Source organism: Rhabdochromatium marinum (assembly GCF_016583795.1).
GTDB classification, from domain to species: Bacteria; Pseudomonadota; Gammaproteobacteria; order Chromatiales; family Chromatiaceae; genus Rhabdochromatium; species Rhabdochromatium marinum.
The window spans coordinates 1-25,672 of the sequence record NZ_NRRS01000029.1 but is presented as its reverse complement, the minus strand read 5'-3'; the positions used below and the strand labels follow the sequence as shown (position 1 = coordinate 25,672).

At 59.5% G+C, this 25,672-nt stretch carries 23 protein-coding genes and 1 tRNA gene; 9 read left to right on the top strand and 15 right to left on the bottom strand.

Annotated features, from left to right (window positions below):
- Positions 1 to 3 precede the first annotated feature (3 nt).
- Positions 4 to 2,079, top strand: coding sequence for a serine/threonine protein kinase (locus CKO36_RS10185; protein WP_200283953.1), 2,076 nt, complete (start codon positions 4 to 6; stop codon positions 2,077 to 2,079).
- A 19-nt stretch (positions 2,080 to 2,098) separates the two neighbouring features.
- Here CKO36_RS10185 and CKO36_RS10180 read toward each other — a convergent pair whose 3' ends face one another.
- From CKO36_RS10180 to CKO36_RS10130, 11 genes are all read right to left on the bottom strand, one after another.
- The gene (locus tag CKO36_RS10180; RefSeq protein WP_200283952.1) at positions 2,099 to 2,842 is read right to left on the bottom strand and encodes an OmpA family protein; all 744 of its coding nucleotides are present in this window, start codon (positions 2,840 to 2,842) and stop codon (positions 2,099 to 2,101) included.
- Between the two features lie 144 nt (positions 2,843 to 2,986).
- Positions 2,987 to 3,859, bottom strand: a complete 873-nt coding sequence (locus CKO36_RS10175; RefSeq protein ID WP_200283951.1) for an HpcH/HpaI aldolase/citrate lyase family protein — start codon at positions 3,857 to 3,859, stop codon at positions 2,987 to 2,989.
- Positions 3,852 to 4,958, bottom strand: coding sequence for a cysteine protease StiP family protein (locus CKO36_RS10170; protein WP_200283950.1), 1,107 nt, complete (start codon positions 4,956 to 4,958; stop codon positions 3,852 to 3,854). Before CKO36_RS10170 ends, CKO36_RS10175 begins: the two co-directional genes overlap by 8 nt.
- An 18-nt stretch (positions 4,959 to 4,976) precedes the next feature.
- A complete protein-coding gene (locus CKO36_RS10165; RefSeq protein ID WP_200283949.1) occupies positions 4,977 to 5,747 on the bottom strand; it encodes an HAD family hydrolase in 771 nt (256 codons plus the stop codon).
- Between the two features lie 2 nt (positions 5,748 to 5,749).
- A complete protein-coding gene (locus CKO36_RS10160; RefSeq protein ID WP_200283948.1) occupies positions 5,750 to 6,205 on the bottom strand; it encodes a tellurite resistance TerB family protein in 456 nt (151 codons plus the stop codon).
- Between the two features lie 80 nt (positions 6,206 to 6,285).
- Positions 6,286 to 7,542 (bottom strand): TerD family protein, encoded by a 1,257-nt coding sequence (locus CKO36_RS10155; RefSeq protein ID WP_200283947.1) that lies wholly within the window; start codon positions 7,540 to 7,542, stop codon positions 6,286 to 6,288.
- 8 nt (positions 7,543 to 7,550) lie between these two features.
- Positions 7,551 to 8,129, bottom strand: a complete 579-nt coding sequence (locus CKO36_RS10150) for a TerD family protein (protein WP_200283946.1) — start codon at positions 8,127 to 8,129, stop codon at positions 7,551 to 7,553.
- Positions 8,130 to 8,156: 27 nt separating this feature from the next.
- Positions 8,157 to 9,344, bottom strand: coding sequence for a phosphoribosyltransferase domain-containing protein (locus CKO36_RS10145; protein WP_200283945.1), 1,188 nt, complete (start codon positions 9,342 to 9,344; stop codon positions 8,157 to 8,159).
- 3 nt (positions 9,345 to 9,347) lie between these two features.
- Positions 9,348 to 9,944 carry a TerD family protein gene (locus tag CKO36_RS10140; protein WP_200283944.1) on the bottom strand — a complete coding sequence of 199 codons (597 nt, stop codon included), beginning with the start codon at positions 9,942 to 9,944 and terminating at the stop codon, positions 9,348 to 9,350.
- Between the two features lie 99 nt (positions 9,945 to 10,043).
- Entirely contained in the window at positions 10,044 to 10,730 is a 687-nt protein-coding gene (locus CKO36_RS10135; RefSeq protein WP_200283943.1) for a TIGR00266 family protein, read from the bottom strand.
- A 37-nt stretch (positions 10,731 to 10,767) separates the two neighbouring features.
- Positions 10,768 to 11,346, bottom strand: a complete 579-nt coding sequence (locus CKO36_RS10130; RefSeq protein WP_200283942.1) for a TerD family protein — start codon at positions 11,344 to 11,346, stop codon at positions 10,768 to 10,770.
- Positions 11,347 to 11,667: 321 nt separating this feature from the next.
- Between CKO36_RS10130 and CKO36_RS10125 the strand changes: the two genes are divergently transcribed.
- From CKO36_RS10125 to CKO36_RS10110, 4 genes are all read left to right on the top strand, one after another.
- Positions 11,668 to 14,352 carry a calcium-translocating P-type ATPase, PMCA-type gene (locus CKO36_RS10125; RefSeq protein WP_200283941.1) on the top strand — a complete coding sequence of 895 codons (2,685 nt, stop codon included), beginning with the start codon at positions 11,668 to 11,670 and terminating at the stop codon, positions 14,350 to 14,352.
- A gap of 169 nt (positions 14,353 to 14,521) precedes the next feature.
- Positions 14,522 to 15,202, top strand: a complete 681-nt coding sequence (locus tag CKO36_RS10120; RefSeq protein WP_200283940.1) for a TerB family tellurite resistance protein — start codon at positions 14,522 to 14,524, stop codon at positions 15,200 to 15,202.
- A 10-nt stretch (positions 15,203 to 15,212) separates the two neighbouring features.
- On the top strand, positions 15,213 to 16,463 hold the full coding sequence (locus CKO36_RS10115; RefSeq protein WP_338053453.1) for a type 2 periplasmic-binding domain-containing protein: 1,251 nt from the start codon (positions 15,213 to 15,215) through the stop codon (positions 16,461 to 16,463).
- 32 nt (positions 16,464 to 16,495) lie between these two features.
- Positions 16,496 to 17,749, top strand: coding sequence for a hypothetical protein (locus tag CKO36_RS10110; RefSeq protein ID WP_200283939.1), 1,254 nt, complete (start codon positions 16,496 to 16,498; stop codon positions 17,747 to 17,749).
- Between the two features lie 511 nt (positions 17,750 to 18,260).
- On the opposite strand, the gene CKO36_RS10105 is transcribed toward CKO36_RS10110, so the two are convergent.
- Both CKO36_RS10105 and CKO36_RS10100 read right to left on the bottom strand, forming a co-directional pair.
- Positions 18,261 to 18,336 (bottom strand) — tRNA-Thr (locus CKO36_RS10105).
- A gap of 96 nt (positions 18,337 to 18,432) precedes the next feature.
- The gene (locus tag CKO36_RS10100; RefSeq protein WP_200283938.1) at positions 18,433 to 19,248 is read right to left on the bottom strand and encodes a cytochrome C assembly family protein; all 816 of its coding nucleotides are present in this window, start codon (positions 19,246 to 19,248) and stop codon (positions 18,433 to 18,435) included.
- Positions 19,249 to 19,401: 153 nt separating this feature from the next.
- Here CKO36_RS10100 and ffh point away from each other — a divergent pair, with 153 nt between their 5' ends.
- A complete protein-coding gene (ffh, locus tag CKO36_RS10095) occupies positions 19,402 to 20,820 on the top strand; it encodes a signal recognition particle protein (RefSeq protein WP_200283937.1) in 1,419 nt (472 codons plus the stop codon).
- Here ffh and purU read toward each other — a convergent pair.
- Positions 20,813 to 21,667, bottom strand: coding sequence for a formyltetrahydrofolate deformylase (gene purU / locus CKO36_RS10090; protein ID WP_200283936.1), 855 nt, complete (start codon positions 21,665 to 21,667; stop codon positions 20,813 to 20,815). The two genes, ffh and purU, sit on opposite strands and share 8 nt — an antisense overlap.
- A gap of 65 nt (positions 21,668 to 21,732) precedes the next feature.
- Here purU and CKO36_RS10085 point away from each other — a divergent pair, with 65 nt between their 5' ends.
- Positions 21,733 to 22,455, top strand: coding sequence for a hypothetical protein (locus CKO36_RS10085; protein ID WP_200283935.1), 723 nt, complete (start codon positions 21,733 to 21,735; stop codon positions 22,453 to 22,455).
- Between the two features lie 34 nt (positions 22,456 to 22,489).
- Here the strand turns inward: CKO36_RS10085 and CKO36_RS10080 are convergent, their stop codons facing one another.
- The gene (locus CKO36_RS10080) at positions 22,490 to 23,992 is read right to left on the bottom strand and encodes a mannose-1-phosphate guanylyltransferase/mannose-6-phosphate isomerase (protein WP_200283934.1); all 1,503 of its coding nucleotides are present in this window, start codon (positions 23,990 to 23,992) and stop codon (positions 22,490 to 22,492) included.
- 147 nt (positions 23,993 to 24,139) lie between these two features.
- Between CKO36_RS10080 and CKO36_RS10075 the strand changes: the two genes are divergently transcribed.
- Both CKO36_RS10075 and CKO36_RS10070 read left to right on the top strand, forming a co-directional pair.
- Positions 24,140 to 25,123 (top strand): DUF6279 family lipoprotein, encoded by a 984-nt coding sequence (locus CKO36_RS10075; protein WP_200283933.1) that lies wholly within the window; start codon positions 24,140 to 24,142, stop codon positions 25,121 to 25,123.
- Between the two features lie 75 nt (positions 25,124 to 25,198).
- A partial coding sequence (locus tag CKO36_RS10070) for a hypothetical protein (RefSeq protein ID WP_200283932.1) occupies positions 25,199 to 25,672 on the top strand: 474 nt, incomplete at its 3' end.

Here is a 25,672-nt window from a genome sequence, read left to right as displayed (position 1 = left end):
ACAATGACGGACAACGAAACGACAGCCGCGCCGCTGCCGCCCGGAACGCGTGTGCATGAGCTGATGATCCAGGAACCTCTGGGACGGGGTGGAGCTGGAATTGTGTATGCCGCTCGGCATGAGATTCTGGATCAGATACTGGCGGTGAAGGAGTTTTTACCCTACGGTCTGGCGCGGCGTGTGCAAACCTTGCAGGTGGAGCCATTGCCCGGACAGGAGCAGGTGTTTGCCGGTCTGAAACAGAAGTTCTTACAGGAAGGCAAGACGCTGGTGGATCTGGCACGACCGCGTGCGCATCCCACCATTGTGCAGGCGACAGACGCCTTTCGCGCCAATGATACCGTCTATTTATGTATGCGCTTTGAGCGTGGCGAGCCGCTGGATGTTGTTGTCAAGGCCCAGGGACCGCTGGCGGAATCCGAGGTGCGAGCGCTCTTGGTGCCTTTGCTCGACGGACTCGCTCATGCGCATTGGCATCGGGTGCTGCATCGGGATATAAAACCCTCGAATATCCTGATCCGTGAGAACGGTTCGCCGGTGCTGATTGATTTCGGCGCCGCGCACAAGGAACGCCCCGATGGTTCCGTCAGTATTGTCACTCAGTACACGCCCGATTTTGCCGCGCCTGAGCAGATTTTGGGTGGCGAGCAGGGGCCATGGACGGATATTTATTGTCTGGCTGCCACTGTCGTCTATGCCCTTTCCGGTCAGGCGCCCAAGGGCGTGCGCATCACCCTGGAGCCACAGGGACCTTTTGCCACGGTCGATCCGCAATTGTTGGCCGCCCTGAACGCAGCACTTGAGTTCGACAGCGCGAAACGTCCGCGCAGTGTGATCGAATGGTGCGATCAACTGGAACGCGCCGGTTTGGATCTCAGTTCGATTCGACCGAAACTGAAGAAGGCGGTGCCAGCCACGGCATTGAAAACCTCAGCATCACTGGCGTTTGATCAGACGCAGGCGAGCCTAACGCCGTCTTCCCCGGCCAGGCCGTTGGCGGCAATGGACCCGGAGGCAACCCAAGTCTCGTCAGTCAGCCCAGCGGCGACAACGGCAGACAAAGACAAAGACAAGCCAGTGGCCGGGAATGCAGAGGCGGCGGCACCTGGGCACAAGAATCAGGAGAATCAGAAAACGCGGCCCGGGCGCCTGTGGTCCTGGATGCTGGCGAGCCTGGGTCTGATGGTCGCGCTTCTGGCAGCCGTAGGTGCTGTTTGGTGGTCCGGCCAGTCACTCGCCCCGCCGGTTGCGCAACCAACTGAACAATCAACTGAGGTGGACTTGGCCGATCAACCTCCAACCGACACACCGCCCGGGCCAGCCGAGTCCCCCAATGCCCACCCCGTGACGTCGCCTGAGGCGTTTCAGGTCGATCCGCTGGCGTTGGCCCAATCACTGGTGGCAACGCTGAATTGTGCCCAGTTGACGGATGCGCACTTGGCACAGCTGGATGGCGATCAGGCGCTGGTTCTGCAAGGCTTTGTCCGCAATCAGCGCCAATTGGAACAGCTGCATCAATCGCTGCGCGCTCAGGCGCCGGGAGTGCGTGTTGATCTTCGCGACCTGGTCATTGCTGAGCCCTTTTGTGATGAGATCGCGCGCCTGAATAGAGCGGTGCAAGCGCTGCCGGCGCACCCGGGCCAGCCGGTGATTGCGTTCAACCATGCCGACCGGGTCTATCGCCAGGATGAATTCCTGGCGCTGACGGCGACGCAACCGGGCGGTGCGGCCGGCTTTCTGTATCTTGATTTTATTGACCGCGAGGGTCACTGCGCGAGCCTGTTACCCAATGCCGCTACCGAGGACAATTTCCTGCTCCCAGGCGCACAACTTGAAGTTGGCGCCCGGGATGCAGCGGCCTGCGACCAAACCCCGGATGCCTGCTTTCTGGCCTCGCAACCCCATGGCAACAATCTGCTTCTGAGCATCTGGAGCGCGCGCCCCCTGGAACCGGATTGGCATCAGTCGCCAAGGGCCGCCGATGCCTTATCCGAACTTGCGGCGCGGCTGGTCCAGCAGACAGGAGCCGATGACGGAGCCGTGACTCTGGGATATCACTTCCTTACCACGGCTCCCTGACGGGCATCAGCGATGGGTGTCAGCCGGCATCCTCAGCTGAGGGAGCGGTGGCATCAGTGGGCGATGGCTGGCGATCCTCGCCGATGGGACGCAGGCGCACGCGCCGGTTGACGCTCGCGGTTGGATGTTGGGCATCGTACAGCTCACTTTCGCCCTTGCCGACTGTGATCAGCTGATCGGGTGCAATACCACCCTGTTCAATCAGGAAACGGCGGGCCGAGGCAGCACGCGCCTCGGAGAGTTGCTGGTTATAATCCGCTGCGCCTGTCGCATCCGTGTGCCCTTCAATCAGCCAGTACACCTGCGCAAACTCCGGCGCGCTCAAGGCTTGCCCAAGTTTGCGCAATTCATCGCGCGCAGCGGCGGTGAGTTCTGCCGAGTTATAACCAAAATAGAGCGAGAGCCCGTTGCTGGTATCGTCCTCTTGATCCGTGGTTGGTGAGTAAACCCCGGTATCAATACCCGCAGGCCGGCTGGTACTGGACGTTTGGGGTCTGGCCACCTGGGTGCCAGTGCCAGTGCCAGTAGCGGCGTGCGGAGCCGGCCGGGCAGCGGCGGCTCTTTGCTGGCGCTCGCGGGCGGTCACAATACCGCGCTTGCGCTCCAGCACACGCCCGAGCGCCTGCTGATAATCATCAACGCTGGCGCCGCGCTTCATGTATTCCTCAGCCTGGGCCGGATTGCTCGGCCCAAGAAAAGCGCCAAGAAGCCCAGCGCCCAGAAGTGCCAAACCGAGCGCCAGACCAGAAACAACGTTGGACACGGGCTTGGAGCCAATCACAGCAACAGGAGGCGAACAACGAAATAGCCGAGTCATCTTGGATCTCCCAATGGGGGTTGAGGAACAAGATCGAATGCGAATTTCGATACGGCTGGATTGAATTGAATTGAATTAAATTGGATTGGACTATCCTAACTCCAAGTCAGCCCGCGCGACAATCTGCTGCGCCCAGCACCGGTGCGTGGCAGGTTCACACATGGAACCCTGGTGCTGAAAAACGGCGCGCTCATCGACCAAAATCTGGCGCGCAGCCGCGACGTCGGTGGATGAGACCTGGAAAGTGGCGTTGATGGCTTCAAGCTGTTGGGGATGAATGGCGGTTTTACCGCACAGTCCATGGGCGATGTCGTCGGCTAACTCCTCTTGCAGCAACTCGGGACAATCCAGGTGCTCAAACACGGGGGCGGTCAACTGGAAGCCGAAAGGTTTGAAAACCGTGACCAGATTGGCGATGGTGCCCCCCAAGGGCGTGTGGTACAGAGTGCGGTCACGCGGTCGGCGCAGACCCAGCAGGGCCAGCAAATCATTGCCGCCAATGCGCAGGGCGAGAATGCGTGCTTGATGCCCAGCCTCAAGCAGATAATCGCGCAGTTCGCTCATGCGCGCGACATCGAAGACATCACGCGTTTCCAGCGTCGGCATGCAGCGAAACGCGGTGCCGACGAGGGGATCGAAATAGGCGTCGAGGTTGCTCCGATCCAGCTTGGGCAACACAAAGCCGTCGAGCTTATCAACGTCAGGCAGGGCCAGCAGCCAATCGAGAATCTCGGGATTGCGCACCCGCACAAAGCGCATCAGCGAAGGGCGCGGCGCCATCCCGGCCAGGCAGTGGCGCAGATTATCCAGCGCCGTACCCAGTGCTTGTTCCGCTACCGCATCCTCGGTGCAAAAGATGACCGAACGCAGGCCGGGCCAGCGGCTGCCGTTGGCAATCGGCAGGCAGTCTTTGTGGGTGAGCGGAACATAAAGCGAGCCACCGAGTCGATAGGCTTCAAACATCGGATAATCCCTGAATCAGCGCGATAGCCTGATAAGGCGAGGCGGGATCGACCTCCAGAGCCACCTGTTTTTCGGTGCCTAACTGCACCAGGTGCGCCACTTCGGGCAGATCGGGATCGCGCAGAATGAGCCGCTCCGGCACCCGCCGCAACAGCACGCGCGTGGCCTCGCCAATCCCCGGTTTGATCAAGTTGGAATCGCGAATACCGAAGCGGGAGCGAATGGCGGCTAGCATCGCTCTGGAGCGCGCCTGGGCCGCCGCCGAATCAATTGGCTGGTCAACTGGCTGATAGCCAGCGTCGCACTGCGCGCGGATAGCCTCGCGCAGTGTCGCGACGAACCAGCGTGAACAATCATGCGGTTCGAACTGCGCATAATAGACACAGCCGTGAAAGTCATCGGGGCCGATCTGCTCATTGAGGATTGAGCGGCTGATCAGCCCGGACATGGTCGCGCCCATGATGCTCGATGGAATCAGATAATCCGTATCCGAAGGCGCGACTCCAACGCCGGCCAGATCCGTCAGGGCATAGAGGCGAGTATCCAGAGTGATGCCCGTCTGAGCTTTGAAATCTGCCAGCGCGTGCTGAAGTTCGCGCGCAATCACGCCCTTGCCAGTCCAGCCATCAATAAAAACCAGGCCGGCCGGATCGCGCCCGGCATCCTGCACAATATAGCGCAGCGCGCGGGTATCAATGCCGCGATCCCGAATGATGGAAATCGAGTAGTGCTGCGCCGGGCGCGCGAAGACCTCCGCCAGGGTATGTTTCAGCAACACGCCCACCGGCGTGCCAGCCCGCGCCAGCGACACCAGGGTGATCTCTCCGCTGCGCTCTGCGGCAAGAATAGCCGCCAGATCCAGCAGCGCACGCGCCATGCGCTCGCGGGTCAGCGCCAGAGCGTGATGAAACACCTCCAGATAGCGCGCCGAGGGCAGTGATTCGGAGCTGAGCATCTCGCTGTAATGGCGCTGCCCGCTCTGAATCAGGCGCTCTTTCTCAGCCACCGGAGTAAAGTCGAGGGGGATGGGTTTGAGCAGAAAACAGACATCCTCAGGGGCATAGCTGCCCGAGAAACAGGGGGTTGCCTGAGATATCATCAGAGCGGCACCGCGCTTTCAGGACGCCAGGGCGGCAACCGCCGGCGCCAGTGTGGCATCGAACAACTGAGTTCCACCGGGGATGATGGCATAGTCACATTCCGCCATGAAGGGCGCATCAATCAGGCTGTCGCCAACGCCAATGGTGAAAATCTCGCCCCACTCTTCCCTGAGACGTTCAATCAGATAGCGCACAGCGAACTCTTTGCCTAAGGAAGCGGGAATTACCGCCAGATTGTTGTCATTGCGATGCAGCCGCTGCGCGCCAGCCTGGGCCGCAACCCAGGGCTCAATCAGTTCGTGCTGCAAGCGATCAAGATCCGCCACCTGATCGTCGCGATATTTGGCGACCAAATACAGCGGCAGCCCGAAGTCTTCGATGATGCGCACGCGGACCGCCAACTGTTCGCGCGCAATCAGCGTCTCGGCCTGCTGGAGCAACGCGCGCAGCGGGCCAAGACTGGCTTCTGCCCGCATGGTGGCGCGGGCCATCCAGTCCGGCTCAGGCACGCCCTCGGCGTCAAGGATGATGCCCCCGTAATCGAGAATGCACCAACTGCTGAAGGGCAGCTTGACCCGCGCAAAAGCAGCCTGATTGCGCGCTGTGGTTGGAATCAGGGTCGCTGTCTCGCCAAAGAGCGCCCACAACGACCGTTGCCGGGCGCTCATGAAGGAATGTGCCTGGCCATTGCTCAGGTAGGCCGCCGGCTGCAAATGCGATTCTGATGGGCACTTGCGCCGGGACTGAAACAGGGTGTCATCCAGATCGATAAAAACGAAGCGTTGCACCCTCAGCTCAGCTCAAACTCCGCCGGATTCACCCCCAGTTCCGTGGCGATTTTGATGGCGACGTGCTTCTCATCCGCGTCGAAGTTGCCATCGGCGCCGGCGATAGCGATGATCAAGCGCATAATCAGCCGGGCAGCATCATCCTTGCCCTTCATTTTGCGGATGGCATCATAGGCTTTGGCCTCACCTAAGTCCTTGTCGAACTCGATCTGGCTCATGAAGTTCTGAAATGACTCGACGATTTCCTTACTGGGAAACACCGACAGCGCTTCATAATTCTCCATGAAGCGCATCATCTTCTGCTTTTCCTCAGATGAGACGGTGCCATCGGCCATCGACATGAGCACCGAGCCGCTCACGGCAGCATTCAGGAAGTCCTTGTTTTTGAACTTCATGACATCATTTTTCAGCTCGGATGCTTTTTGCTTTAAGTTGTTAAGTACGTCTTGGAACGCCATTACTTGGGCCTCGTTACGATGTAATCTGGTTAGTGTGATTCAGTTTGCGTCATTCTAGGGAATGCTTAGATCGCCCGCCATCAATCCTTGCGGCCGCGCACCCAATCCAGCCCCCAGTGGTAGGCTTCATCCATATCCTTATGACCGCGAAAATACTCCACCCGCTTGGTGATCTTGACCGCGCCGTTGTGATTCTCCAGTAGTGCGATGGCACACATCGGCCGATCATTGCGATGGGAATCGAGCCGTACTTCGATCTCGGGTTGCCCCGGTGTTCTGATGTGGATCACCGCATCCGCTTCCGCCCAATTGGGCGCGCCTTCGTAGATGAAGGCATAGATCAGCACGCGCCGCAGATGACTCCAGTACTGACCATTGATGCGCAGGTTCTCACCCTCACTGCTGGAGCCAGTGCGATCATCGGCGTCGAGCTTGATATAGGGCGGTTGATGATAGTTGCCAAAGGTGTCGCCCAGCGCCTGCACGGCACTCTTCAGGCTGTTGTTCATCTCAAACAGACAGCCGACATCAAGGTCGGTCTTGCCACCACCCATAAGGCTGCCGAAAAAGCCTTTTTTCTGCGCGCCAGCGGCTACCGGCCGCCACTTGAGATTGATCAGGATCTCGCCAAAGTTGGCATTGTCCTGCTTCTCCAGCGACACCGTACTGCCGGTTTTCTCCAGGGTGATTTTGCTCAGATTCACCGCCGGAGTGGCGGGCGGCGCACTAGACGACGGAGCCCTAGGTATTGGAGCCGGCTCAGAGGCTTGGGGAGGCTTGGCCGCCGGAGTCTCAGCCGCGACACTGCCACCAAAATGCTCGACCAGGGCCGCAAGTCCGCCATTGAAGCCCTGCCCCAGAGCACCAGCGCGCCACACGCCGTTTTTGCGGTAGAACTCCAACAGCATGAGGGCGCGCTCGGCGCTGAAATCCGCCCCGCTGAAGGCAAAGCACGCTCGCTCTTGGCCGCCGTCCAGCACGCGCACCTGGCCGCGCCCGATGCGGGACATGGCGCCAGCGCCATCAAGCGCGGCGGTCAGCGTCAGGCGTTCAATGCTGGCCGGCAGCTGATCAAGCGCAATGGCAAAGCTGGCCGCGTTACCGCCACCATGACCACTGGCTTGATTTGTCGTCAGCGCCACGCCACCGCAAGGTGAGCGCGGCTGATTGAAGAACACCATGTAACGCTCATCGGCGAGCTGACCGGTGGCATCCAGCCCGAAGCAGGCAAAATCCAGCACCATCCTCGGGGCCTCAATGGCGACCTCCAGGGTGAAGCGCTGCCCGTTCGGAACCAGATCGGCGACCTTGGCCCGTTGGCCCAATTGCAAATCCATGAGCCGACTCAGCCGACGTTGACGCCGTGCTGGAGCGCCAGCGCCCGCAGACCGCCAGCGTAACCCTGGCCAACCGCCTTGAACTTCCAGTCACCACCGTGGCGGTAAATTTCGCCAAAGGTCATGGCGGTTTCGGTCGAGTAATCCTCAGACAGATCGAAGCGCACCACTTCCTGGTTATTGTCGCGGTTGACCAGACGCACGAAGGCATTGCTGACCTGGCCAAAATTCTGCCGCCGCGCCTCGGCATCGTGAATGGTCACCACGATGACAATGCGGTGAATCTCCGCTGGCACTTTCGACAGGGTGACATGCACGGACTCATCATCCCCCTCTCCGGCGCCGGTCAGGTTATCACCGGTGTGCTCAACTGAGCCCTCGGGCGACTTTAACTGGTTGTAGAAGATAAAGTAGCTGTCACTCGACACCTTGCCGTCTTCCTTGGTCATGAAAATACTGGCATCCAAGTCAAAATCCTGACCATCGGTGGCGCGCGCGTCCCAGCCCAGTCCAACCAGAACATTCTCCAGATTGGGCGCTTCCTTGCTCAGATTGACATTACCGCCTTTGTTCAAGCTAATCGCCATGAGATCCTCCTTTTGTTGATTGACAGTTCAAACATTAATGCGACCGGGTGGATGGGGAACGACTGGCTCGGGATGCCGATACGTCATGCTGGCTGCCCCGAGGCAATGCAGCAGCTCGGACAAATCCTCCACCGGCGTCTCGTGACACAGAATAATCCGCTCATAGGCGGCCGGATCGACATTGTAGAGGTAGTTCGGAATTCCTTCACCATAGTTGTCCTGAAACACCAAGCGGCGCTGAATATCAGCTCCCAGGCGAATCGGCGAGCGGGTGCTGGCCTGAACCCGCACTTCCAGCCCCCGTGCCTCCAGTTCCAGGCCAAGGCGAAAGGCCAGGTGCATGTATTCGCCAGTGCCCAGCACCAGCACCCTGGCCCCCGGCGCCAAGTCCTGGGCCAGCCGTTGCACATCGGCCTCGGGCAGCTTCAAACGGGTCGCCATGCCCAACCGACCACTGTCGTGCTGCGCCAGTTGTTCGGGCCGGCGCCGATTGTCACCCACCGCCGCCGGTGGCGGTGATCCGAGCGCACGCTCGGCGGGCGTAAAAGCCAGATCGGCCTCCAGCGCCGCCTCGGTGCTGATCGGCACGCCAAGCCGCTGAGACCAGTTGGCGGCGGCCGCCGCGCCGCTAAAATCGGTGATGGCGACACAATGCACCCGTTGTAGCTGTGGATTGCGCCGCTGATAGGCGGCGATCAGATTACAAAAGGTGGTGCCAGTGCTGATCTCATCGTCGATCAGAATCAGCTCGCGCGCGCCCAGAAAGCGCGCGCGCAACTCAGGTTCAAGCGGTTCGTACAACCATTGTTCCGGCGCATGGCAATGCGGTTCCTGAAACGCCAGGCGCGGGCGCTCGGCCAAATGGTAGCGGGTGGAATGCACAAAGAGCGCTTCAGCCTCCGGTGCCCGCTCCAGCAGAGCCTCGAACACGCCCTGCCCCAGACCGGTGGCGGTTTCCGCCATGGCGAGGCACAACCAGGGGCCGGGACCGAGTTCCAGCCGCCCGGCCAGATACCTGTGCAGCGCCTGCATCTGGCTGGGTCTGGCCGGCCAGTGCTTGCCCAGCACCTTGCTGACGAACAAAAAGCCGCGCTTGGGATTGTCACGCGCCGCAAAGCCGCACAGGTCCTGGAGCGAATAGCGGGCCTCGCGCACCCGCAGCCGCAGCACCCCGGTGTCCAGCGCGACATTAACCTCGGTGTGCGGCTCGGTCATGCCTTAAAGATGCGGCTTAATCTGCGGAAGAAGCTCTTCGAAGGTGCGACCCTGACCCGCTTCACCAATGGCGTGCATTTTCCATTCATTGTTATGCCGATACAGCTTGGCCATTACCATAGCGTTATGCGATCCCTGGCAACTGAGATCATAGCGGGCAATTTCGCTGTTGTTGGCGCCATTGACAATGCGACAAAAAGCGTTGGCAACCTTGGAGAAATCCTGGCCGGTGTAGTTATTGACGGTAAACACCAGGCTTTTAACCGTGGCCGGCACCGCTGTGAGATCCACCTTGATCTGCTCATCGTCGCCCTCGCCTTCGCCGGTGAGATTGTCGCCGGTGTGCTGGATGCTCCCGTCCTTGCTGCGCAGTTGCCGGAACCAGACCGCATCCACTGGATTGCCCTGCTCGTCGAACAGCAGGCAGGAGGCATCAAGATCGATATCGCCACCCCCGCCGCCGCCAAAGAGCCCTCCCAGCATGCCGGATTTTTTTCCCTCCGCCGCATCCCAACCCAGCCCCATGACGATCCGGCTGAGCCCGCCACCGGATTCCTTGTCCAGCGAGATCTTCTGTCCTTTCTGCAAATTGACGCCCATTACTTTCTCCTGTTGCACGCTGAGCGTGCCTGATTGCTAGTCACTATCGTGGCTTATCACGCTTATCACGGTTGTCACATCGGGGGGGTATTGCGGTGATCAGCCTTGTTGTCCAGCCTGAAACACAGCGTGATTGCGCGAGCAAATCACCACCTGTCCCTGGCCCCGGAAGCGAATCACCAGCCCTTCACCGGAGGTGACCGAATTGACGATGTTGCCAAAAAAGCCGCCACCGGTTCTTGGCGTTCCGACCTCGAATGACAAGGCCGAGGACCAGGCCACGACATGATTGTTATCGACCACTGTCTCGCGGTCCGGGGTCACTTCAAGGGTGAAGATCGAGCCAAAGCCAGACACCGCCAGCTTACCGTGCCCGCGTGCTTCCATGATGACAAAACCGCCGGTGCCGCCAAACAAACCACCGCCGAGGGTGTTCAAACGCGGATTCACCTCCACGCCTGACTCGGCGGCCAGAAAGCTGCCATCCGACAGTACGAAATCCGCCCCCGGCGCTACATCCAGCAGCTCAATCGAGCCTGGCAGCGCAGGAGAGAGCAGGCAGTCACCGTCGCCGGTCACTGCCTCGATTTCCTGCTGAAACAGCGACTCATCATTGGCCATGCGGCGCATCAGCGCCCGCCCGATGCCGCCGCGCAGCTGCCCCTTCACTTGAAGCGGCTCTTCCATCATGACCATAGCATCAGACTCGCAGAAAATCTTCTCGCCCTTGCTGAGACTGACATGCAGGAAGGGGTCGATGTCTCCGGTGATGGTGAAGGTAGGCATCAGACAATCTCCCGAATGTTGACTTCACCCCGGCGCATCAGCCGAGATTGACGCCGTGATCCTTCGCCAGTGCCGCCAGCCCACCGGCAAAGCCCTGTCCGACCGCTTTGAACTTCCACTCATCGCCATTGCGATAAACCTCGCCGAAGATCATCGCCGTCTCGATCGAGTAGTCCTCCGACAGGTCATAGCGGGCAATTTCGTTGTTACTGTCCTTGTTGAGCACCCGCATGAAGGCATTACGCACCATGCCAAAATTCTGGTTGCGGCTTTCAGCCTCATGGATGGTGACCGCGAAAACGATGCGCGTGACATCCGCGCTTACCTTGGGCAGCTCGATGGAAACCGTCTCATCATCGCCCTCGCCGGCACCGGTGCGATTGTCACCTGAGTGGACTACAGCGCCATCCGGAGAGGTGTTCTGGTTATAGAACACAAAGTGACCATCAGACAGCACCTTGCCGGACTCACCCACCAGAAACACACTGGCATCCAAATCGAAGTCCGCCCCGTCGGTCGAGCGAGCATCCCAGCCCAGCCCAACGACTGCGTGGGTTAAGCTGGGATCGGTTTTGGTCAGACTGACATTGCCGCCTTTTTGTAGACTAATGGCCATAGTGTACTCCTCTACTTATACTTACAGTGGATCGAAAGTGGATTGGGACCTGAAAATTCATCCAGCCCAGCCCACCCTAGGTTGGGTCTTGATCGTCAGGTCACAACATTACCGGCTAGGATGGCATGTCAAGATTGTAATGTCAGCCACTGTTGGCAGTCGCGTTACAGAATTGTAAGCCAGGCATCGCCCGGCTGGCACCTATGATGATCTGACACTTATGATGACCTGGCACCTTCAACCCATCACCGCGCCCTGGAGCCACCCGCCACAGCGTCCATGACCGCTGGCTCCAGGGACATTGCAGAGGATTTTTAGATCATGAAGTTCAATTATTCCGGACTCGCGGATGCCGAGGTCGAGCAAGCGCGCCGCGACCACGGCTCAAACGCTGTCGCCAGCCAGGAGTCGGAAACCTTCTGGGACAAACTGCTCGGAAATCTCAAGGATCCGATCATTATCATTTTGATCGTCGCGCTGCTGGTCACCGTCGTGCTGACGATTTTCGGTTATGCCGAATGGTACGAAAGCGTCGGCATCGCTTTTGCGGTGGTCATCGCCACCTTCGTCGCCACCTGGTCGGAATACAGCAACGAGCAATCCTTTCAACGCCTGCTCGAAGAGGCCTCGCTGATCAAGGTGAAGACCTTCCGCAACGGCCACCTGACCGAGATTTCCATCAACGAGCTGGTGGTAGGCGACCATATCCTGCTCCAGCCCGGCGATACCGTCCCCACCGACGGCCTGCTGATTGGCGGGCACGCCGAGGTCGACGAGGCCGCCCTGACCGGCGAGTCGGAACCCGTGAAAAAGACCGCCCTGCCCGACTCAGCCACCGCCGATGCTGCCACCGAGGAGCATCAACTGGCCCGTGCCGGCCTGCTGGTCGATGGCGAATGCGTGATGCGCGCCACCGCCGTGGGCGACAAGACCCGTTATGGGCAAACCATGAAAGAGCTGCTCAGTGCCGAGGATCGGCTCTCGCCCTTGCAGCATAAGCTCAGCGTACTGGGTGGGCATATTTCCACCTTTGGTTATGTGGGCGCGAGCTTTATTTTCGTTGCCTTCATGTTCAATACCATCTTCCTGCAGGGGGGTGGACTGGAGGCTTACTGGAGCAGTCAGGCAGCCGGCGCGATCTTCAGTGATGTCGTCACGGCCTTGATCCTGGCCATCATTGTTATCGTGGTCGCAGTGCCGGAGGGCCTGCCGATGATGATCGCCATGGTGCTGGCGATTAACATGAAACAATTGCTCAGCGAAAAGGTGTTGGTGCGCAAGCTGCTGGGCATCGAAACCGCCGGCAGCCTGAACATGCTGTTTACCGACAAAACCGGCACCCTCACCCAGGGCAAGCTCCAGGTCGGTGCCTTTCTCAATGGCAGCGGGGAGCGCTTCGAGCAACTGGACGTCATCCCGCAAGCATTGCGTGATACCGCCGGCTTTGCCCTGCGCAACAACACCAGTGCAGTCATCGACGCCAGCAATCCGCAGGATCCCAAGCTGGTCGGCGCTGACCGCACCGAACAGGCCTTGCTGCGCTTTGTCACCCCCTATCTGGCCGGCGGCGGCGAGGTCGAGACCGTTGACCTGATCCCTTTTAATAGCACCCGCAAGTTCTCCGCCGCGCAAGTCCAGGGCGAGCGCAACCTGACCCTGGTCAAGGGTGCCCCCGAGGTCATTCTGAAGCAGTGCACGCACTGGCTCGATGGCGCGGGCAACAAGCAGGCACTGACTGATCAAAGCGCTCTGGATGCCGCCATGGCCGAGCTGTCCGGGCGTGCCATGCGCCTGCTGGCAGTAGCGGTCACCGACACGCCTATTGATGGCTCCACCGAGCTGCCCACCGCATTGGCCCTGGTGGGTGTATTCGGCATGCGTGATGAGCTGCGTCCAACCTCCTATGCCTCAGTCAAAACCGCCAAGGATGCCGGCATCCATGTGGTTATGATCACCGGCGACGCCAAGGATACCGCGCAGGCCATCGCCAAGGATGTCGGCCTGCTCGAAGACGATCCCGAGGCCATTGTTATGACCTCCACCGAGCTAAGCACCATGTCCGATGCTGAGGTGAAGAAGATTCTGCCGCATCTCTATGTGGTCGCCCGCGCCTTCCCGACCGACAAGAGCCGCTTGGTCAAGCTGGCCAAGGAGGAAGGTCTGGTCATTGGCATGACTGGCGATGGCGTCAACGATGCTCCGGCTGTCAAAAATGCCGATGTCGGCTTTGCCATGGGCAGCGGCACCGAGATGACCAAGGAGTCGGGCGACATCGTGATTCTCGACGACAACTTCTCGTCCCTGACCAAGGCGGTGCTCTACGGGCGCACCCTGTTTAAGTCGATTCGCAAGTTCCTGGTGTTCCAGCTCACCGTGAATGTCTCCGCCATTCTGGTGGTCTTCCTTGGGCAGTTCTTCGGCTTCGATCTGCCGCTTACCATGACCCAGCTGCTGTGGCTGAACATCATCATGGACACTCTGGCCGGTCTGGCCTTCGCCGGCGAATCTGCCTTGCAGCGTTACATGAACGAACCGCCGAGCAAACGGGACGAACCGCTGATCAATAACGACATGTGGTCGTCAATCCTCATCAACGGTGGCATTATCGCCGCGCTGAGCATCCTGTTCCTGACCAGTCCCACCACCCAGGGTTGGTTCTCCGGCGGGCACGAGATCGGCAGCGCTGCGGCCGAGGCCAAGTTCCTCACCGCCTTTTTCGCCTTCTTCGTCTTTGTGCAGGTATTCAACACCTTTAATGCCCGCACCCAGGGACTGGATCTGTTCGAGCATTTGCTCGATAACCGGCTGTTCAGCATCATCATTCCCAGCATCATGCTGATTCAGGTCTTTTTCATCACCTTCGGCGGCGAAATTCTGCGCACCGTCGGACTGTCGCTGACGGAATGGATCATCGTGCTGGCATTGGCGATCCTGATCATTCCCGTCGATATGGCCCGTAAGTTGGCGCGCAACAAATGGTTCGGTAACCCGATCCAGGACAACTGAGCGCGCATTGCGCTGCACTCAGCGCACAAGAAAAGCCAGGCATCCCTCACCTCTTTCCGGCGAGAAGCCGAAGGGGCGAGGGACGCCGGCATTGGCCACTCGATTGATCAACAAACCCAAGCACAGATTCCGCACCACTGATCCTTAACAGCAAACAGGAGCAGGCAGCATGGCCAATCAATGGCAACAACGAGGCGAGGGCTTTATCAATGCCGGCATGGATTTCGTCAGCGGTGCCGGCAAGGCATTCAGAGGACTGGGATCACGCATTAAGCGTGGAAAATATAATCAGTTCATCGAAACCTTCTGTGCGGTGGCCGGCGATGTCGCTTCCCGCAATGGGCGGTTCATGCCTGAGGAAATCGCCGGACTCAAGCGTTTTCTAATCGAAAACCATGCTAACGAAGTCTTCAACGCCTACACCTCTGCCGAACTGATCGAAAAAATCCAGGACTATGCCATTGCCGCCTTTCTCGGCGACGAAGAGAAAATCCTCCGTGCCCTGCACGGCACCGAATCCGGCAGCGACGAAGCCAAGCTGGTCATCATCGGCGGCCTGGCCATCGCCTTCAGTGATAGTGAATGCGACCAGAAGGAAGCCGCTGCCATCATCGACTACGCACAGCGCCTCGGCATCGACCTGAATGCACTCGCCAGCGAATACAGCCTCCAGCTCCCTCCCCTGGATCTCAAGCGCTTACCTGCGCAAGACACCGCTGCCGCTCCCCCCGCACTGGACTCACCCGCAGTGGCCACGCAACCCCTGTGCAAACGTTGCTGGGCCTTTCTGCAAGCCGGCAACAGCCGCTGCGATTGTGGTCGTGACTTTAGCCATGACTATGCGGTTTAGCTGACATGTCGTGCTCTACAACATGCGCTTTTTCAACACCGAAGGCCCGATCCAGCTCGACAAACACTATTGCCTGCCCCCGCTGCAGCGCTGGGCCTTGGAAGACATCCTCAGGCTGATTGAGCAGGAGAAATACTTTCTGCTCCATGCTCCGCGCCAGACCGGCAAGACGTCCTGCCTGCTGACACTGATGGAATATCTCAATCGCGACGGGCGCTATCGGGCCGTTTATGCCAAGCGTGACTATCGCATCCACGCCCGCTCCGAAGTCGCACCCATCACCGGCGACAGTGCCTTTAACATCAAGGCCGAATCGCTGCGCTTGGGAGATTTTACCGCAGCGGAAACTCATGCCCTGCTGCAAGAACACACTGAGGAAACCGGTCAGGTCTTCACTCCCGAGGCGTTGGAGCACGTTTGGACGCTCACTCAAGGCCAGCCCTGGCTAGTCAATGCCCTGGCCTATGAGACGTGTTTTCGCCGACCCGAGGGCCGCGACCGCAGCCGCCCGATTGATATCAAGCTCATCGAGCAGGCCAAGGAGCATTTGATCCAACACCGTGTTACCCACCTCGATCAATTGGCTGACAAACTGAGCGGGGCGCGCGTGCGGCACATTATTGAACCCATGCTGGCCGGTGAGGCCCTGGAGCAGCTCCCGCTCCACGACCTTGAGTATTTGATCGATCTCGGGCTGTTGCGGCAACCCGATGGTGGTGGGATCGAAATTGCCAATCCCATCTATCGCGAAGTGCTGCCACGCACCCTGGCTTTGGTGCCTCAGGCCTCGTTGCCGCGCATCACCCCGAGCTGGCTGGATGACCAAGGCCAACTTAACCCCGAGCGACTGCTGAAAGCTTTTCTTGCTTTTTGGCGTCAGCACGGCGAGCCACTGCTCAGGAGTGCGCCCTACGCTGAAATCGCTCCACATCTGGTATTGATGGCTTTTCTGCATCGGGTAGTCAACGGCGGCGGTACCCTGGAGCGTGAATATGCCATTGGCTCCAGGCGAATGGATCTGTGCCTGCGCTATGGTGCCGTGACGCTGGGCATTGAGCTGAAAGTCTGGCGCGATGGGCGCCCGGATCCGCTCGCGCAAGGGCTGATGCAGCTCGATGGCTATCTGGCCGGTTTGGAGCTTAACAGCGGCTGGCTGGTGATCTTCGACCGTCGCAGCGGGCAGCCGCCAATTGAAACGCGCACTCAGGTGGCCGAAGCGCGGACCCCAAACGATCGGGCGGTGCGGGTTATCCGCGCCTGAATCTGGTGGATGATAAGCATTAGGCTGGCCGCATGAACGATCTGGCTGGACACATCAACATTGGGCTGACCTGGGACGGTGCCCAGTGGCAGGTTGCGACCCGCTCCTCACGTGCGCTGACGGCCTCGCGAGTGTTCGCCGGAAAACCGCTGACTGAGGTGGCACGGCAAATTCCGCTGCTCTATAGCGTGTGTTCCACCGCTCAGTCCCAGGCCTTTGTCTCAGCGGCCGAATCCATTTTGAATCTGACGCCCCCGACCTCGACTCAGCGCGCCCGCCATCAATGCTTGCAGGCGGAGCTGATCAAAGAACATCTGTGGCGCTTGCTGCTCGACTGGCCTCCCCTACTCGACCTGCCGCGCGAGGATGCACGCATGGCCAAGATCATGGCCAGCTGGCATGCGTTGCGAACTCAGCTCAAACTGGGCGCGGCGAGCGAGCTGTTCATTCCCGGCGCGCATCTGACGAACCCAAGCACGACGAATACTAATGCCGGGGTCGAGACCGAGACCGGGAATACCTTGCGCAAGCTGATCACGTTGAGCGAACAGGCGACCCTGGGCATGTCCGCCACCGACTGGCTAACGGCCTGCAACAGCCTTGCTCAGTGGCGACACTGGGCGGAGAGCACACCAACACCGGCTGCCGCGCTCGCGCGCCAGCTGCACGAGCAAGGCTTGGAAGCGCTCGGCCAGGCCAGAACAAGTCTACTCACCCAGCCTGACCTAAGCGCCATCGAACACCATCTAAGCAGTGCCAACGCAGAGGCCTTCATCGCCGCTCCAAGCCTTAATGGCTGTTGCCTGGAAACCACCCCTGTGGCACGCGTGGCGACAGCCCCCCTGATTACCGACCTAAGCCACACCTATGGCCGGGGTCTGCTCACCCGCTTTGCCGCACTCTTGCTTGAGCTGGCGCAAACCCTGGCTGGATTGGCATCGGAGCTGGAATTGGAAGCCAGGCACAAAGTCAAGCCGGGAACTGAGCCTCCTCAGCCAACATCCATCATAAGGACAAAACACACTGGCCCGCACAGCAGCCTCACCGCCGTTCAGGCCGCACGCGGTTTACTGATTCATCGGCTGGTGTTACACGATCACCGGGTCGAGAGCCATCAGGTGCTGGCACCGACCGAATGGAACTTTCATCCGCAGGGAGTATTAAATCAGGCATTGAGCGAGCTACCGCCTGACAACACCAGTGACCGCGCCAGACTCAAGCAGCTGGCCCACCTGCTAATTACGGCTATCGACCCCTGCGTTGACTACGAGCTGACATCAGCCTGACTCGCATAGGCAGCCTGCCAAAATCCGTAGGTCGCGAATCGCGAATGCAAGCAAAGTGCTTGGACAAACTAAGCTTTTCCCGGCTAAATTCCTCCATCGCCTCCCAACTTTCGGCACAGCTGATCATGGCGCATACGTCCAAGAGCAGGATCTCCATGAGCGGATATAATTAATCGGTTACGCTTGCAGACCGACATCTTTCCAGGTCAAGCCCATCAACTCGGCTTTGCGCACCCCAAATCGAGAGTGCCACCACAACAGCAGTGTACAGCCAGGGGTTGGACGCCTCGCGGCAGGCTTTCAGCAAAGCTTCGCAATCTTGATCCGAGAGAAAGCACATGCGACCGCGCGGCTCGGTCGGCTTTTTGAAGTGACGACCACGCTTGATGCCGGTTTCGGTCTCCTTCGCCCACCGGCGAGCATTGGTCAATCGGGCAGTTGCCGGGTGCGCCATGAGTGCACTACGGACGAAGAAAAGGGCTTACCGTTTCCGATAAGCCCTTATTTTATTTGGAGCCGATGAGCGGATTTGAACCGCTGACCTACTGATTACGAATCAGTTGCTCTACCACCTGAGCTACATCGGCGTTGTTAAGCGCGCCATTATACCCAAGAACGCAAGGAAAGTTTCCGCTTCTTGCATTGCATGCTTGCGCCTCGCTTCTCCCCTATCCCGGCACGGGCTAAATCGGGATGTGCAGGATGAGTTCAAGCACCATTTTGCTGCCGAAGTAGGCGAACAGCAGGAGGATGAAGCCGCTCAGGGTCCAGGTGATGGCTTTGCGGCCGCGCCAACCCCAGAGTTTGCGTCCCAGCAGCAGGCCGCCGAAGACCATCCAGGCAAAGACCGATAGCACGGTTTTATGCACCAGATGCTGGGCGAACATGTTATCGAGGAAGGCAAAGCCGCTGACCAATGCCAGGGTGAGGAGCACAAAGCCGACGCTGATCATTTCAAACAGCAGGGCTTCCATGGTCATCAATGGCGGCAGGGAGCGGATGAAGCCGCCGGGCTGGCGCTTGCGCAGGTAGTAATCTTGCACCGCGAGCAAAATCGCCTGCACGCTGGCCAGGGTTAGCAGGCTGTAGGCGAGCATGGACAGCAGCACATGGAGCTTGAGAATCCAGCTGGCGTTGTCACCCATGAAGCCGATATGCGGGTAAATCGCATCCAGCAGGATGGTCAGTGCTGCGATTGGTAGCAGCACGATGCCCAAATTCTCGACCGGTTTGTTGATGCTTGGCACCAGCAAGGAGCCGATCACCGTCCAGGAGGCCAGTGACATGGCATTGAAGAACGCGAGATTCAGCCCGGCGGAGCTGAAGATGGTTTGGTAGAGTAGCCAGGTATGCAGAATCAATCCCGCAAAGGCGGTACCCAAGGCGAGCGCGCGTGGCGGCAAGGCCTCACGGTCGCGCATGAACAGGCGGTACGCAATCAGGGCGGAGGCCGCCAAATAGAGGCCGATGCTGGCTAGGGCTAGGACGGGCTGCTTCATGTTCTCATCATCTCACAAAGCCTGCGGGCAGGGAACGCATCGGGCGCCTGATGCCCAAAGCATCGGATTTTATGGCGCGGGGTTTTCCGCCGGCAAGTTGTCTTTAACTGTTATTAATGGAGGTTTGCCGCGCTCATCGCGGCGTATGTGCTGATGTTCGACACCCTTCAGGAACGTTTTGGCGAAGTCGTCAAGAGCCTGCGCGGTCAAGCGCGGCTGACAGAAGATAATATCAAGGAAAGCCTGCGTGAAGTGCGCAAGGCGCTACTCGAGGCCGACGTGGCCCTGCCTGTGGTACGCAGCTTCGTGGAACAGGTGCGCGAGCAGGCGCTCGGGGCCGAAGTCACTAAGAGTCTGACACCCGGACAGGTGTTGATCAAGCTCGTCAATGATCAACTAGTCAGTCTGATGGGTGAGGCCAACGAGGAACTGGAGCTCAACACCCAGCCTCCGGCCATCATCCTGATGGCCGGTTTGCAAGGCTCGGGCAAGACCACCAGCAGCGCCAAGCTGGCGCGCTTTCTGCAGGAGCGGCACAAAAAGCGCGTCATGCTGGCCAGTTGCGACGTGTATCGCCCGGCAGCCATTGATCAGTTGCGCACCCTGGCTGGAGAGGTGAACGCTACCTTTTTCCCCAGCGCCAGCACCGATCAACCCCTGGACATCGCCCGACAGGCCACCGAGGCGGCGCGCAAACAATTCCAGGATGTGCTGATCATCGACACGGCCGGGCGGCTCGGCATTGATGAAGCCATGATGGAGGAAATCCGCGCCCTGCATGCCGCCTTGCACCCCATCGAGACGCTGTTCGTGGTCGATAGCATGACCGGCCAGGATGCCGCCAACACCGCCAAAGCCTTTGATGACGCCTTGCCCCTGACCGGGGTCATCCTGACCAAGGCCGATGGCGATGCGCGCGGCGGTGCGGCACTGTCGATTCGCCAGATCACCGGCAAGCCAATTAAGTTTCTCGGCATTGGCGAGAAGACCGCCGCGCTTGAACCCTTCCATCCGGATCGCGTCGCCTCGCGCATTCTCGGCATGGGCGATGTCGTCTCCCTGGTCGAGGACATGCAGCAAAAGGTCGATCAGGAGAAGGCCGAGAAGCTGGCGAAAAAACTCCACAAAGGCGGAGGATTCGACCTGGCTGACTTCCGCGACCAGCTCCAGCAGATGAACAAGCTCGGCGGCATGGGTGAGCTGATGGACAAGCTGCCAGGCATGGGACAGCTGCCGGACAAGGTGCGCCAGCAAGTCAATTCCAACAATGACCTGAGCAAATTTATCGCCATTGTCGATTCCATGACCCCGAAGGAACGCGCCTTTCCGAACATCATCAAGGGATCACGCCGCCGGCGCATTGCCATGGGCTCAGGCACTCAGGTGCAAGATGTCAACAAGCTGCTCAAACAGTTTACCCAGATGCAGAAGATGATGAAAAAGATGAAAGGCGGTGGCATGGCCAAGCTGATGCGCCAGATGCAGGGGCGCATCCCGGGGGGCTTTCCGCCCGGCGGCGGGGGCTTCCCACCGGGCGGTGGTTTTCCTCCCGGCGGCGGGATGCTCAGTTAAAGACGATGGTCTTGTTCTTGTGCACCAGCACGCGATCTTCCAAGTGGTAACGCAGCCCGCGCGCGAGGACCATTTTTTCGACATCCCGCCCCAGTCGCACCATGTCCTCGACCGTGTTGTGATGATTGACCCGCATCACATCCTGCTCGATGATGGGGCCGGCATCGAGTTCACTGGTGACATAGTGACAGGTGGCGCCGATCAGCTTAACCCCGCGCTCCGAGGCCTGATGATAGGGCTTGGCTCCGACAAAGGACGGCAAAAAGCTGTGGTGGATGTTAATAATGCGTGCCGGATACTGGGCGCAGAGCGCCGGTGGCAGAATCTGCATATAGCGTGCAAGCACAATCACATCGGCCTGCGCCTCCCGAATGCACTCCTGCACCGCCGCAAAGTGCCGCGCCTTATCGGAGCGATCCACTGGCAGATGATGATAGGCGATGCCATGCCACTCGACGTAGCTGCGCAGATCGTCGTGGTTGGACAACACCGCCGGAATCTCACAGTCCAGTTCATGACTGCGCCAGCGATACAGCAGATCGGACAGGCAATGCGCCTGCTTGCTAGCCAGCAGCACGACACGCGGGCGGATGCCACTGTCGTTGACAAACCAGTGCATGCGAAAGGTTTGCGCCGTCGGTGCAAAGCGAGCACGAAACTCATCAAGCTCAAACGGAATAGAGTCGGCGCGCATGACATAGCGCATGAAAAACCACTGACTGCTCGGATCGGTATAATGGTGCGCCTCGGTAATCCACCCCCCCAACCGGGCGATAAAATCACTGACAGCCGCCACAATGCCTACTTGATCGGGGCAGGAGATGACCAAGCGATAGGTTCTTTCCATGAGAATGGTCCCAAACAATAAATCTAATAAGGAGGGGATGCGCCGGCATCCCAGAGTGACACAGGATGGACTTGCCCTTTACTGAGCGTCCAGGTCGGCGCGAACGCCAACTCAAGCGCCGGCATAACAACCCGCTGTTTGCCTGGCCGCCCTGGCAGGCCGAGCCGGAGGAACTCTTGGCCGCGCAGCGTGCCGATCAAGCCGAACTCGCCGCTTTCCGCACCAGCTTTCGCGCACTGATCCAGCGTGCCAGGGATCTGCCCGCCAATGCTGGCAGCGAGCAGATACAGGAGCTTCAGGAGGACCTGGAACGTCACTATGAGCAAGCCTGCCGCCTGCCCGACGATCAAAGCCAGTCCAAGGCGGCTCTGGCCAGGCTGATTGAGGTCATTATGCAGGTCATGCACCGCCACAGCGACCAAGATCCAGTCGCGCGCCAAGCGTTGAGCGACGAAGCACGGGCGCGCGCCCTGCACTTTCGCCTGCTCGAACACCCGCTGGTCGCTGACCTGCTCGATCCGGACAGCCCAATTACCGTGCACGAACTAATCCCCACGTTGTTATCCTCTCCAGCCGAGCAGGTGGCGGCAGCGGTGGAAATCTTCGATGCCAAACAACTGGAACGACTGGTGGAGCAAAGCGAAAGCCTGCTCAGACAGCAGCAGGATCATGGCGCGCCGGCCACCGAGGCGCAACAACGTCTCGCCCTGCTGCGCGGACGCCTGGAACAGTACGAGCCGCAGACCGCCTGGCAACCGGAGCAACCCCCGCCATCCAGCAATCCCTAAAGACACTGCCGGCACTCAAAGCGACCACCAGCGCTCAGGGTTTATCCGTCTCCTCAACCCGCTGATACACATCCTCAAAGCGCACAATATCATCCTCACCCAGATAACTGCCGGACTGTACCTCGATAATCTCCAGCGGAATGGTGCCCGGATTTTCCAGCCGATGGCGGGCACCCACCGGAATATAGGTGGACTGATTTTCCGTTAACAACTGCACCTGATCCTCGCAGGTCACCCGCGCCGTGCCTGAGACTACAATCCAGTGCTCGGCGCGGTGGTGGTGCATCTGCAACGACAGTGCATGGCCCGGCTTCACGCTCAGGCGCTTCACCTGGTAGCGTGGCCCGCGGTCAATCCCGCTGTAAGACCCCCAGGGGCGATGCACGCGCTGATGATCACGATGTTCATTGCGCTTGGCAGTGCTCAGAAACTGCGGCACCGCCTTGACATCCTGGGCGTGATCCTTATGGGCCACCAGCACCGCATCGGCAGTCTCAACCACAATCAGGTCTTCCACTCCCACCGCCGCCAGCATGCGATGCTGGGCAATCAACAAATTATTGTGCGAATCATGCGCAAAGGCATCGCCTTCGCACACATTGCCCAATTCGTCCTGATCGCGCACCTCCCACAGCGCCGACCAGGCACCGACATCTGACCAGCCAACATCCAGCGGTACCAGCAAGAGCTTCGGATCCTCCGGCTCCCGGCTCGCGCTTAGAGGCTCCATCACCGCATAGTCGATGGAGTCGCTGGGACAAGCCTCGAACGCCTTGGCGGAGAGATGAATAAATTCCTCCGTGCCGCTGTACTCCGGCAAGGCTGCCCGCACCGCTGCCGCCATGTCGGCGCGAAAGCGTTCGATCAACTCCAGCCACAGCGAGGCCTTGAGCATAAAAATGCCACTGTTCCACAGATACTCGCCCGAGGCCAGATAGGTCTGCGCCTGCTCGGTATCGGGTTTTTCGACAAAGGCCTCCAGCCGGAACGCTGGACCATTCAAGGGCGCAGCGGGCAAGGATTGCACGACTTCCCCCTGGCGCAGATAGCCATAGCCGGTTTCTGGCTTGCTCGGCACGATCCCGAAGGTGACGACCGCACCCTCGGCCGCCAGTTGTAAACCATCCGCCACAGCGGCGCGAAATCCCGGATTATTGGTAATTACATGATCGGCCGGCATCACCAGCAGCACCGGATCGGCACCCTCGGCCGTGGCCACCAGCGCAGCCAGGGTCAGCGCCGGGGCGGTATTTCTGCCCACCGGCTCCAGCACAATGGCCGCCAGCGCCCGGTTCATCAGCCGGAATTGCTCAGCGACCAGAAAACGATGCGCCTGATTGCACACCACGATGGGCGCGCGCGACTCAATGCCAAGTTGTGGATGCTCGGCGGCCAACTCATCGACTCGTCGCACGGTTTCTTGCAGCATGCTGTGTTCGCTTGTCAGTGGCAGAAACTGCTTGGGGTAGGCCTCGCGCGATAATGGCCATAGTCTTGAACCTGAGCCACCAGACAAGATCACGGGTTGTAGTAACATACGAGCATCCATCCTAAACAAGTTTCAGCCTGGCTCGGATTGAGCCTATCAAACCAGAGCCTATATCAAGCCTTGCGATTAGACCAACTGGTCTTGATGAGCGTCAATCCAATCCCCTGAACTTTCATCACCCGACAGGATCTCCCCGTGCCGAAGCCTCCCCTGCGCCATCCCAATCCGAGCCGCCCGCAGCCTTGCCACCTCAAGGCGTCTTTGCCACACCTGTGGCAACAGCGGCCATCACTTCAGCCACTCAACATCCGGCGATGGCTGGGGCTGATACTGTTGGCGGCGCTGGCGATCCTGACCCTCAGCGGTTGCTCGCGGGTACAAATCGCCTACAACACGGCAGAATTTACCATCGAACTCTACGCCGATCGCTACCTCGGCCTGGATGATCGCCAGGTCGCCATCTGGCGACCGGTACTGGCCAGCGCGCTTGATCAGCACCGCCAAGACGAACTCCCGGCACTCAGCGCCCTGCTGACCCAGGCGGCCGGCGATGTCAAGGTCGGACTCACAGCGGACAAGGTCTCCGCCTGGATGGATCAAATCGAGCCGCTATATCAGCGCCATGCGCGCCTGTTTGCCGCCACCACCGCCCCGCTGCTGGCAACTCTGAGTGACGCGCAAATTGACGCACTGGAGAAAAAATTCCACGACCAGGCGCTTGAAGACGTGACCGATGACACCCCGGCCAGTCTCGCCAAACGCCAGCGCAAGCGCATCGAACGCTATATCGACAATATTGAATGGACCACCGGAAAACTGTCCCCCGCCCAGCGTGAGCTGGTGCGCACGCAGATTGCCACCTTGCCGGACACCGCCACCAGTTGGTATACCTACCGCGATCAGCAACGCCAAGCACTGATCGTGCTGCTCAGACGCGGAGCCGACAGTGAACAATTGCGGAGCTTTTTAACCCACTGGCTGGCGGATCTCCAGGGCTTGCCAGTGGATCTGGTGCAGGCGCGCACGCAACTGCGCACCGGCCTGATACAGCTGATCGTCAAGCTCGATGCCAGCCTGTCCGAAACCCAGCGCCACCACCTCGAACAACGCCTGATGATCCTGAGCGAAGACTTTCAGGGATTGCAACAGCCACAGTCTAAGTCAATACCCGGGGTCTGACCGGGTGGCTCGTGGTCAGTGGGCATTGACCGCATAACTTCCACGATCACCAAACCGCAATGTTCGGAGATAATAATGCGCGACCTGAAATTTTGCTTAACCGCCTGTTTGAGCCATGACTTGACCAAAAGCCTGCTGGCGTCGGCACTGCTCAGCCTGTCTGGCACCATCGCTGCGCAAACCTATGGCGATCCCATCAATGTTCAGATCCTGAATCCAGCCGATACCAACCGCCCTGTAGAAGTCATTGACAATATCTGCAATGAACGCGTGCTTAAACAGCGCATCGCCGCTGGTGCTTCAGTATCGGTACAACTCTGCACAGTCGACATGCAAGGCGGAGATGCCACGGTCCTGGATACCTTGACCAACCAGCAGCGGCGCTACCAGCAAGTGCTCGACAGCGCCGAACTACAGGTTCCCATCACGGTAGGACGGCCAGTTACCCGGCCGCCCCCGTACAGATCCCGGCGTGCGGAACTACCGCACCGGGCTCCTCGAAGTGATTCGCTTCACACGCGGCAACATTGCATAATACTCAGAAGCTGT

Coding starts and splice junctions, on each gene's coding strand:
- CKO36_RS10185 (WP_200283953.1), top strand. CDS start 4: ATGACGGACAACGAAACGACAGCCGCGCCGCTGCCGCCCGGAACGCGT.
- CKO36_RS10175 (WP_200283951.1), bottom strand. CDS start 3,859: ATGTTTGAAGCCTATCGACTCGGTGGCTCGCTTTATGTTCCGCTCACC.
- CKO36_RS10170 (WP_200283950.1), bottom strand. CDS start 4,958: ATGATATCTCAGGCAACCCCCTGTTTCTCGGGCAGCTATGCCCCTGAG.
- CKO36_RS10160 (WP_200283948.1), bottom strand. CDS start 6,205: ATGGCGTTCCAAGACGTACTTAACAACTTAAAGCAAAAAGCATCCGAG.
- CKO36_RS10155 (WP_200283947.1), bottom strand. CDS start 7,542: ATGGATTTGCAATTGGGCCAACGGGCCAAGGTCGCCGATCTGGTTCCG.
- CKO36_RS10150 (WP_200283946.1), bottom strand. CDS start 8,129: ATGGCGATTAGCTTGAACAAAGGCGGTAATGTCAATCTGAGCAAGGAA.
- CKO36_RS10145 (WP_200283945.1), bottom strand. CDS start 9,344: ATGACCGAGCCGCACACCGAGGTTAATGTCGCGCTGGACACCGGGGTG.
- CKO36_RS10140 (WP_200283944.1), bottom strand. CDS start 9,944: ATGGGCGTCAATTTGCAGAAAGGACAGAAGATCTCGCTGGACAAGGAA.
- CKO36_RS10135 (WP_200283943.1), bottom strand. CDS start 10,730: ATGCCTACCTTCACCATCACCGGAGACATCGACCCCTTCCTGCATGTC.
- CKO36_RS10130 (WP_200283942.1), bottom strand. CDS start 11,346: ATGGCCATTAGTCTACAAAAAGGCGGCAATGTCAGTCTGACCAAAACC.
- CKO36_RS10125 (WP_200283941.1), top strand. CDS start 11,668: ATGAAGTTCAATTATTCCGGACTCGCGGATGCCGAGGTCGAGCAAGCG.
- CKO36_RS10120 (WP_200283940.1), top strand. CDS start 14,522: ATGGCCAATCAATGGCAACAACGAGGCGAGGGCTTTATCAATGCCGGC.
- CKO36_RS10110 (WP_200283939.1), top strand. CDS start 16,496: ATGAACGATCTGGCTGGACACATCAACATTGGGCTGACCTGGGACGGT.
- CKO36_RS10100 (WP_200283938.1), bottom strand. CDS start 19,248: ATGAAGCAGCCCGTCCTAGCCCTAGCCAGCATCGGCCTCTATTTGGCG.
- ffh (WP_200283937.1), top strand. CDS start 19,402: ATGTTCGACACCCTTCAGGAACGTTTTGGCGAAGTCGTCAAGAGCCTG.
- purU (WP_200283936.1), bottom strand. CDS start 21,667: ATGGAAAGAACCTATCGCTTGGTCATCTCCTGCCCCGATCAAGTAGGC.
- CKO36_RS10085 (WP_200283935.1), top strand. CDS start 21,733: ATGGACTTGCCCTTTACTGAGCGTCCAGGTCGGCGCGAACGCCAACTC.
- CKO36_RS10080 (WP_200283934.1), bottom strand. CDS start 23,992: ATGTTACTACAACCCGTGATCTTGTCTGGTGGCTCAGGTTCAAGACTA.